The 8,013-nt window shown below is 71.1% G+C and carries 6 protein-coding genes; 2 read left to right on the plus strand and 4 right to left on the minus strand.

What is annotated here, in order from left to right:
• Window positions 1–950 (plus strand): sensor histidine kinase (locus ACV4UX_RS15600; RefSeq protein WP_491594205.1); only part of this gene is annotated, 950 nt, incomplete at its 5' end.
• A 146-nt stretch (window positions 951–1,096) separates the two neighbouring features.
• Here ACV4UX_RS15600 and ACV4UX_RS15605 read toward each other — a convergent pair.
• From ACV4UX_RS15605 to ACV4UX_RS15620, 4 genes are all read right to left on the minus strand, one after another.
• Complete coding sequence (locus ACV4UX_RS15605; protein WP_491594206.1) at window positions 1,097–2,569, minus strand: ABC transporter substrate-binding protein; 1,473 nt, start codon at window positions 2,567–2,569, stop codon at window positions 1,097–1,099.
• Between the two features lie 11 nt (window positions 2,570–2,580).
• Window positions 2,581–2,862: a hypothetical protein gene (locus ACV4UX_RS15610; protein WP_491594207.1), complete on the minus strand. Its 282-nt coding sequence runs from the start codon at window positions 2,860–2,862 to the stop codon at window positions 2,581–2,583.
• Window positions 2,863–2,929: 67 nt separating this feature from the next.
• Entirely contained in the window at window positions 2,930–4,429 is a 1,500-nt protein-coding gene (gene mnmE, locus ACV4UX_RS15615) for a tRNA uridine-5-carboxymethylaminomethyl(34) synthesis GTPase MnmE (RefSeq protein ID WP_491594208.1), read from the minus strand.
• Window positions 4,430–4,435: 6 nt separating this feature from the next.
• The gene (locus tag ACV4UX_RS15620; protein ID WP_491594209.1) at window positions 4,436–6,685 is read right to left on the minus strand and encodes a CHASE2 domain-containing protein; all 2,250 of its coding nucleotides are present in this window, start codon (window positions 6,683–6,685) and stop codon (window positions 4,436–4,438) included.
• A 129-nt stretch (window positions 6,686–6,814) separates the two neighbouring features.
• On the opposite strand from ACV4UX_RS15620, the gene ACV4UX_RS15625 reads away from it, so the two are divergent.
• Entirely contained in the window at window positions 6,815–7,885 is a 1,071-nt protein-coding gene (locus tag ACV4UX_RS15625; RefSeq protein ID WP_491594210.1) for a VgrG-related protein, read from the plus strand.
• Window positions 7,886–8,013: the final 128 nt, after the last annotated feature.

The following is an 8,013-nucleotide window of genomic DNA, read 5'->3' on the forward strand; positions in this document are numbered from 1 at the left end:
AGTGGGCCACATTCTCCCGGGAAGCCAACAGGGGGCTGCACGGCAAGGGCCGCTTCGAGTTGACCTGCGGCCTCTGCGGACCCGACGCAGGCCCCGTGTCCGCCCGAGTCTCCGGCCGGCTCGTGCGCGACAGCCAGGGCAGGCCCTCCTGGGTGGAGGGGGCCGTGCGCCTGTACCGCGAGGACGACGACGGCCCGGAGGCCCTGGCCCGCAGCGAGCGCCGCGCCAAGGAGCTGGCCAAGAACATCGTGGCCGTGGTGGGGCACGACATCCGCTCACCCCTCATAGGCGTCATCGGCATGCTCCAGCTGCTGCGCAAATCCGGCCTCGATCCGCGCCAGGAGGAATACGCCACCGCCGCCTCCGAGGCCTGCGAGCGCATCCTGGAGATGGCCAAGAACATCCTCGATTTCGCACGCATCGACTCGGGCAAGGACGAGCTGCGCCTGGCCCCCGCCGACGTGCCCGCCGTGGTGGACTCCGTGGTGGCGCTGCACCGGGAGCAGGCCAGGCGCTCTTCCATCGCCCTGGTGGTGGAGGTGGACCCGGGTTTTCCCCGGATAGTGCTCACCGACGAGATCAAGCTGCGCCAGATCCTGGGCAACCTGGTGTCCAACGCCGTGAAGTTCGCTCCCGGGGGCGCGGTCCATGTGTCGCTCTCCCACGCGCCGCTGGGGCGCGGGCGCGTGGCCGCCCTGCTGGAAGTGGCCGACACGGGGCCGGGATTCGACATCGCCAAGGCCGGGATGCTCTTCGACCAGTTCGCCCAACTCTGCCGCGACCCCTCCAATGGCCGCCACGGCGCGGGCCTGGGCCTGGCCATCGTCAAGGCCCTGGCGGACCTCTTCGGCGGCTCGGTCTGCGCCAGTTCCGAAGAGGGTGCGGGGGCCACGTTCCACATGGCCCTGCCCATGCTCGTGCTTTCCGGCGACAGCTGCCTGATGGGCTGAGCCCCGCCGACGCGAAAAAGGCCGCAACGCGTGGCGTCGCGGCCTTTCGCCGTTCGACAATCCCGGAAGACCGGATCTGCGTGAGCCGTTCGCGGGCGGCCAAGCCCCCACGGCAGCGTCAGCCGCACCCCCGGCCCCGGACGGGGTTATTCCTTTTCCGGGGCGTTGATCACCAACTGCTTCACCGAACCCGGGTCGAACTGGTAGCGGGCGGTCTTCACCCAGAAGAACTTGCCCTCCATCTCGCGGATGGTCCAGAAGTCGAAGTCGTAGTCCTCGGCGCGGTCGCCGTATTCGTTGAGGGCCATCCAGCCGCTGGCGCCGTAGAAGCGCTGGGCCGTGGCCGTAACGGCCTTGCGCAGCGTGGAGGCGTCGTCGCCCGAGGCCAGGCCCGTGAAGGCCAGGAGCCACACGATGTCGTAGGCCACCACGGCCTGGGTGTCCACGAAGGCCTGGATGCGGTCTTCGATGCGCTTTTCCACCTCGGAGTAGAGGGCGGTTCCGGTCTCGCCCAGGCGTGCGAAGGCCATGCGCACCTTGGCGGCGAAGCGGGCCACGCCCTGATCCTGCACGATGCCGCCGCGCAGGGCCGAGTCGTCGCAGCCGTACCAGCGGGGCTCGTCGAGCCCGGCCAGCTTGGCGGCCTCGCGCAGGATGCCTGCGGTCTGCGCGCCCCTGGCGGCCACCACCACGGCCAGCTTCTTCTTGTCCTTCACGTTCTTGTCGATCTGTGCCTTGAGGTCGGCCACGTAGGCGGCGAACTGGGTCACCTCGGGCCGGAAGCGCACGCCGGGCACCACCTGGCCGCCCTGGTTGGCGAACTGGCCCTTGATGTGCGTGACCAGCTCGTCGCCGTACATGTCGCCCTCCCAGATGGGAATGATGTGCGTGGCCCCTTCGTGGTTGCCCAGCACGGCCAGGGCCTCGGCCTGGAAGGCGTCGGAGGGCGAGAAGCGCAGCAGGGCGTCGTCGGGCTTGGAGAGGTAGGGCCCGGCGCTGCCCTGGGAGAGCAGCAGCAGGCCGTTCTTGTCGGCGAAGGGCAGGGTCTGGTCCACCTCGTTGTCGGTGTAGGGGCCGATGACCGCGCGCGCCCCCGAGGCGGCCAGGAACTTGAGGCGCTCCAGGGCCTTGGCCGGGCTGGACTCGGTGTCCTCGATGAGCACGTTGATGCGGTCGGCCGAGCCGTTCCCGGCCAGGTAGTCGTTCACGTCGGCCACGGCCAGCTCGATGGCCGCGCGCGAGGCCGCGCCCAGGGAGGCCTGCGCGCCGGTGAGCGGCAGGAGCGCGCCCACGGTGAGCCGCACCGCAGGGACCTTGGACACGGCGACGGGAACGCCGCCCTTGACCGGCCTGGCCGGGGGGGCCGGCTTTCCCTTCGCGGGGGCCTCGGGCGCGCCGGGCATGGGCGCGGCTGGAACCTGGCCAGCCTGCTGCTCCAGGGCGATGGGTTCGCCGGGCTTGGGCGTCTTGGCCGGGGGCGCGGGCTTGCGCGCGGGCTTGGCGGGCGCGGCGGGAGGCTGCTGCGCGGCGGAGGGGTCGTCCTGGGCCTGAACGGCGAGGGCCGGAATAAATGTGAGCATGCAGAGAACGAGAACGGCCGCAAGGCCACGAATGCGCATCAAATCGCCTCCTACGTTGGAAATGCCCTGGCCCCCAGGAAGTCCAGGACGACGAAATAGAGATCCAGGGGGCAGACCTTGACGTCCACCTCGGCGCAGTGGGGCAGGTCCGAGTCCGCCACCACGCTGAGCGCCTCGAAAAGGCTGGGGAGGCGGCCCGCTCCGAACATCTCCTCGATGCCGGAGGCCAGAAGCTTCAGATCCTCCGGGGCGTCCCCGGAGAGTTCCACTGAGGAGTCCTCCCCGAAGTTCATCTCGAAGTGCTCCAGATAGCTGGCGGCCAGGTCCTGCATGCCAAGCTCCCCTAACGGATCATAGTCCGGGACGCCCGAAAAGAAAACGCCAAAACGAGGCAGTTTCCTATTTGCCGATGCAGAACCCGTCGAACACCGCCCGCAGGACCTCGTCCGGGGCGATCTCCCCCGTCACCGCGCCCAGGTGGCCGCAGGCCGTCTCCAGGCGCACGCCCAGGAGGTCCGGCGGCACGCCGGCGGCAAGGTCTGCCGTGAGGGCCGAAAGCTCCTCCTGGGCCAGGGACAGGAGCGCGCGTTCGCGGTCGCTGGGCGCTGGTTCGCAGGACTCGGCGGGTTCGCTTGCGCCCAGGATGCGCTCGCGCAGGCGCGCGCAGAGCGATTCCAGGCCTTGCCCCGTGCGGGCCGACACGCGCAGCGCCTCGAAACCGGCCCGCGCCAGTGCCCGGGCGGGGTCGTCCGGCGGCGGGGGCAGGTCGGACTTGTTCAGCACGGCCAGCACCCGGGCAGGGTCCAGGACGAGGTCCGCGTCCTCTCCGGCGGGAGCCCCTGGCAGGCGGCGGAGCACGTCTTCGTCCAGGGGGCGCGAGCCGTCCACCACCAGAAGCGTCAGCGCCGCCTCCCGGGCCAGGGCCAGGCCCCGGGCCAGGCCCTCGCGCTCCACGGGGTCCGGGCAGTCGCGCAGCCCTGCGGTGTCGACCAGGCGCACGGGCAGGCCGTCCAGGACGATCTGCTCCTCCAGGAAGTCCCGCGTGGTGCCCGCGCGCTCGCTCACCAGGGCGCGTTCGCGGCCCACCAGGGCGTTGAGCAGGCTGGACTTGCCCGCGTTCACCGGCCCGGCCAGCACGGCCGCCGCGCCCTCGCGGAAGGGGCGCGCCCGCTCGTGGGCGGCCAGGAGCGCCCGGATGCCCCCCATCACCTCGTCCAGGCGGGCCTGGAAGGCCTGGGGGTCCAGACACTCCACCTCGTCCTCCGGGAAGTCCACGGCCAGGCAGATCTCGACGCGCGAGGCCTCCAGGAGTTCGCGCAGTGCGCGCACCCTGCGGCCCATGAGCCCCTCCAGACGGTCCAGGGCCAGGCGCGCGCCCTCGGGGGAGTCGGCGGCCACCAGCTCGGCCACGGCCTGGGCCTGGCTCAGGTCCATGCGCCCGTTGAGGTAGGCGCGCAGGGTGTATTCCCCGGGCCGGGCGTGGCGAGCGCCCAGGGCCACGGCGGCGTCCAGCACGGCGCGCAGCACGGCGGGCGAGCCGTGGCAGTGGAACTCGGCCACGTCCTCCCCGGTGTAGGAGCCCGGGCCTGGCATGAAGGCGGCCAGCACGTCGTCCAGGGGACGGCCCGAGGGGTCGTGGAGCCTGCCGTGGTGCAGACGGTAGGGCTTGAAGCCCCGGAAGTCCGGGCGCGCGGAGCGAAAGAGCGTCCGGGCCACGTCCAGCGCCCGGGGTCCGCTCAGGCGCACGATGCCCACGCCGCCCCGGCCCGGGGCCGTGACGACGGCGGCGATGGTCTCCCCGCCGGAGGAGACGGCGGGTCCGGCGGGAGAAGCCGGAGACGTGCCTGACGCGCCGGAGGGGGCCGCCCCGGAGGCGGCCTGAAAGGATCTGTCCTGCATGATTGCCTATTTGCTGGTGTGTTCGAACACGCCGTCCCAGCCCTGGGGCGGAGGATTGTCCCGGAGGGCGCGGCAGCGATCGATGTAGAGGTCGCGCAGTCCGGCGGGGGTGGTTCCGCCCAGGGACTCGAAGCGCGCCAGGGCCTCGTCCAAGCGCCCGGCGCGGTAGGACGCCAGGGCCTCGTGCCAGGCAGCCAGTTCGGCGGGGTCCGCCTGGCGGTGCACTGTGAACACGGTCACCGGCTCGTGCTTGCCCTTGACGCGCACGCGGTCCGCCTCGCGCCAGGCGAAGTCGTCCCCGGCGGCCTCGCGCACGGCCTGGGAGGCCAGGATGTCCACGTGGTAATACTTGGTGAGCCCCTCCAGGCGCGAGCAGAGGTTCACGTTGTCGCCGATGAGGGTGTAGTCGAAGAGGTCCTGGGAGCCGAAGTTGCCCACGCGCACCAGGCCCCGGTTGAGCCCCACGCCCATGTGCAGCTCGAAGCCGTACTTGGCCAGGAACTCCGTATTGAGGCGCCCAAGCTCCTCGAACATCTCCAGGGCGGCCTCCACGGCGCGGCGCGGGTGCTCCGGCACGTCCAGGGGGGCGTTCCAGAAGGCCATGATGGCGTCGCCGATGAACTTGTCCAGGGTGCCCGCGCTGTCGGTGATGATGCGCGTCATGGGCGTGAGGTAGGCGTGGAGCAGCTCCACCACCTCGGTGGGGCTGAGCTTTTCGCTCATGGTGGTGAAGCCGCGCACGTCGGAGAAGAGGATGGTCACATCCTTCTCTTCCCCCGTGAGCTTGAGCTTGTCGGGGTTCTCCACGATCTCGTCCACCACCTTGGAGGAGAGGTACTGGGAGAAAGCCGACTTGATGAAGCGCTTCTGGTTCTCCTCCAGAAGGAACTTGAGGAACGTGAGCAGCGTGAAGCACCCCACCAGCGCCAGAAGCGGCGACAGGGGCGAGAGATAGATCTTGAGCGACTCCATGGCCCAGCGCGACCCCGCCCACAGCGCCCCGGCTGCCGCGAGGCTGAGAAGCCCCGCCCAGAGCGAACGCGTGAACACCAGCTGGAGCGTGATGCCCAGCCCGAACACCGCCAGGAGCACCAGCTCCAGGTACCACGCGTCCACGGGGCGGCGCAGGTAGGAATCGGAGAGCACCATGTCCGCCACCGTGGCGTGCACCTCCACGCCGGGGGTGGACTGGTCCAGGGGGGTGGCGCGCACGTCCTCCAGACCCCGCGCGCTGGTGCCCACGAAGACCACGCGCCCGCGCAGCAGGTCCGCGTCGGCGCGCCCGGCCATCACGTCCGAGGCCGAGACGTAGGGATAGGTCCTGGCCTTGCCCCGGTAGTCCACCAGCAGGCGGCCGTGGCGGTCCAGGGGGACGGAGCGCCTGCCAAGAGCTCCCAGGTCCAGGTGCATGGCGATGTTCTGGCCGCCGTAGCCGTCCGGGGCCAGGGCGAGCACGGCCCCCCGGCCTCCGAAGGCGCGCATGAGCGTGGCGGCCGAGAGACTCGGGTAGGTCTGGCCCTTCCAGGAGATGGCCATGGGCGCCCAGCGCACGATGTTGTCGCGGTCGGGGAAGGAGTTGAAAAACCCGGCCCAGCCTCCGGAGGCCGCCAGCTCCGGCAGGGGGCACACCGCGCCCAGGGCCCCGGAGATCAGCGGCGGCGCGTCGCCCATGCCCGGGGCGCGGCGCAGGGCCACGCGCGCGGGGGGCAGGCGGCAGGCGCTCATGCGGTCGGCGTGGTCCTTGGCCTCGAAGACGAAAAAGTAGCCCAGCACATAGGGCCCCTGCGCCAGATTGTCGGCCAGGAGGCGGTCGTTGTCCCGCAGGGCGTCGGGCAGGCCCGTGAAGTCCACGTCCAGGCCCAGGGCGGCCAATTCCTCGCGGATGCGCCGGGGGGAGGTCTGGTCGGCCTCGGAGAACACGATGTCCATGCCTACGGCCAGCACGCCGTACTCCTGCAGCCTTCCCAGCAGCAGGGCGATCTTGTAGCGCGGCCAGGGCCACTGGCCCACCTCGGAGAGCGATTTCTCGTCCAGGTCCACCACGGCCACGCGGTCCGAGGGTTTGGGGGGCTCCCGGTGGGAGAGGAGCACGTCGTAGATCTTGTAGTCCATGAAGGCCAGCCAGTCCGGCTGGCTCCAGTGGAGCAGGGTGACGGCCGCCGTGACGGCCAGGCCGGACAGAAAGAGGGCCAGCCAGCGCCGCTGCCCCGCCTTGCCCCTGAAAAGGCTCGCCTTGCCCTTCTTCCCGCGCCCCACGGCACTTCCCTCCCGGCGTGAAATCGAGTATGGGCCTGCGTTAGGCGGGCGCTCCCCTCAAGAAACCGCGCCGCCCGCCGATGAACGAGCGTGGACCACCTATCGCCGCCGACGCCGCGCCCCGGGCGCATGATGGCACGTCCCGGCCTGGAGGGCAAACGCCTCCTCCTGGCCGCGCTGGCGGGCTATCTGCTGTGCGTCTGGCAAGCCCTGTGCGTGGCCCCGCCCTGGCCCGCCCTCTCCCAGCCCCGGCGGCCCGACCTGCTGGACATGGCCGGGCCGGGGGCAAACCCCGCCCTGGCCCGCAAGCTGTCCCTGGAGCAGTTCAGCGCCTGTCCGCTCACGCCCGGCGAGGTGCGCGCGGCCATCCAGTGGGCCAGCGTGCGCCTTCCCGTGGACTTTTCCGCCCAGCACCCCGACGATCCCGACGCCTGGAGCCGCATGGCGGCCCTGAGCCTGTGGGGCAAGTCGCGCGCGGTGCAAAGGCCCACGCCCACCTACACCCTTTCCTGCGTGATCCCCGTGCCGCGCCCGGCCGCCCGCACGGGCCTTCAGGGACCGCCCGGACACCTGGCCGCCCGCTTCGAGTCCGGCCCGGGGGGCGCGGCCTCCGTGGGGCACACCTCTTCGGCGGGCACCAGCTACGGCACCTTCCAGATCGCCTCCGGCACGCCCACCTACGCCAATTTCATGCGCTTCCTCCAGGAACGCGCGCCCGACCTCCACGCCCGCCTCTCCGGGCGCGGACCGGCCAACACGGGGGGAACGGCGGGCACCGTGCCCGACGAGTGGCGACGCATCGCCACCGAGCACCCCGTGCGCTTCGCGCGCCTGCAGTACGATTTCATCCTCTCCACCCACTACCGCCCGGCGGCCCAGAGCATCCTGGAGCAGACCGGCGTGGACTTCGCGGCGCTCTCCCCGGCCGTGCGCGAGGTGCTGCTCTCCACGGCCGTGCAGCACGGCGCGGGCGGGGCCATCGCCATCTTCGGCCAGGCCATCGAGGCCATCAAGCCGCGCGTGGTGGAAGAGCGCCGCCTCGTGCACTTCGAGAAGGCCCTCATCGAAGAGGTCTACCGCCTGCGCCTGCGCGCCTGGGGCGACGCGCCGCCCTCCGGGCGCGGGGCCATGGCCAGCCGCTACGGCCGGGAGAAGTCCCAGGCCCTGACGCTGTTGGACCGTCACTATTCCGGCACCTAGCAGCCTGTTGAAAAATCCACGCTGGCTGCGTTGCAGGGAACAAGCCAAACCCTCACGTATGTGAAATACGCTGCGGGCTTGGCTTTTTCCCTGCGCCTTGCCAGCGCGTTTTTTGAACAGGCTGCAAG

Source organism: Fundidesulfovibrio sp. (genome assembly GCF_058402725.1).